Annotated in this window: 1 rRNA gene; it reads left to right on the top strand. The window is 51.9% G+C overall.

What is annotated here, in order from left to right:
* Positions 1–747, top strand: a 23S ribosomal RNA gene (locus KJS69_RS29375); the annotation flags it as partial.

Genomic DNA, 747 nt, shown 5'->3' with positions numbered 1-747 from the left:
TGCAAAGACAACCAGGATGTTGGCTTAGAAGCAGCCACCATTGAAAGAGTGCGTAATAGCTCACTGGTCGAGTGACTCTGCGCCGAAAATGTAACGGGGCTAAACACACCACCGAAGCTGTGGCAGGCGTCGTCTTCACTCTCTCTTTGAGGAAAGTGTAGGCCGTAACATTTCACCAGAATCCACCTTATAAGGTAGGAGAACATCGAGGAGAATCTTCTTCTGATGTAGATTCTGGTTCAATGCCTCAGGCGAAACACACTCGAAGTCGGAGTGAAGACGATGCTTGGGTAGGGGAGCGTTGTATGCAGATTGAAGGTAGATCGTGAGGACTGCTGGACCGCATACAAGTGAGAATGCCGGTATGAGTAACGAAAAGACAAGTGAGAATCTTGTCCGCCGAAAACCTAAGGGTTCCTGAGGAAGGTTCGTCCGCTCAGGGTAAGTCGGGACCTAAGGCGAGGCCGAAAGGCGTAGTCGAAGGACAACAGGTTGAAATTCCTGTACCACCGTGAACCGCTATGAGCGATGGGGTGACGCAGAAGGGAAGAGTTGCAGACGGATGGAAGTGTCTGTCCAAGCAGCAAGGCTGGTGTGTAGGCAAATCCGCACACCGCGACGGCTGAGCTGTGATGGGGAGGGAACATTGCAGTACCGAAGAACTTGTACTCCAGCTGCCAAGAAAAGCCTCTAGCCAGGGAGAAGGTGCCCGTACCGTAAACCGACACAGGTAGGTAGGAAGAGAAT

Source organism: Paenibacillus sp. J2TS4, from assembly GCF_018403245.1.
Lineage (GTDB): Bacteria > Bacillota > Bacilli > Paenibacillales > NBRC-103111 > Paenibacillus_L.
The sequence above is the reverse complement of the archived record's forward strand: the minus strand, read 5'-3'. Positions and strand labels throughout refer to the sequence as shown.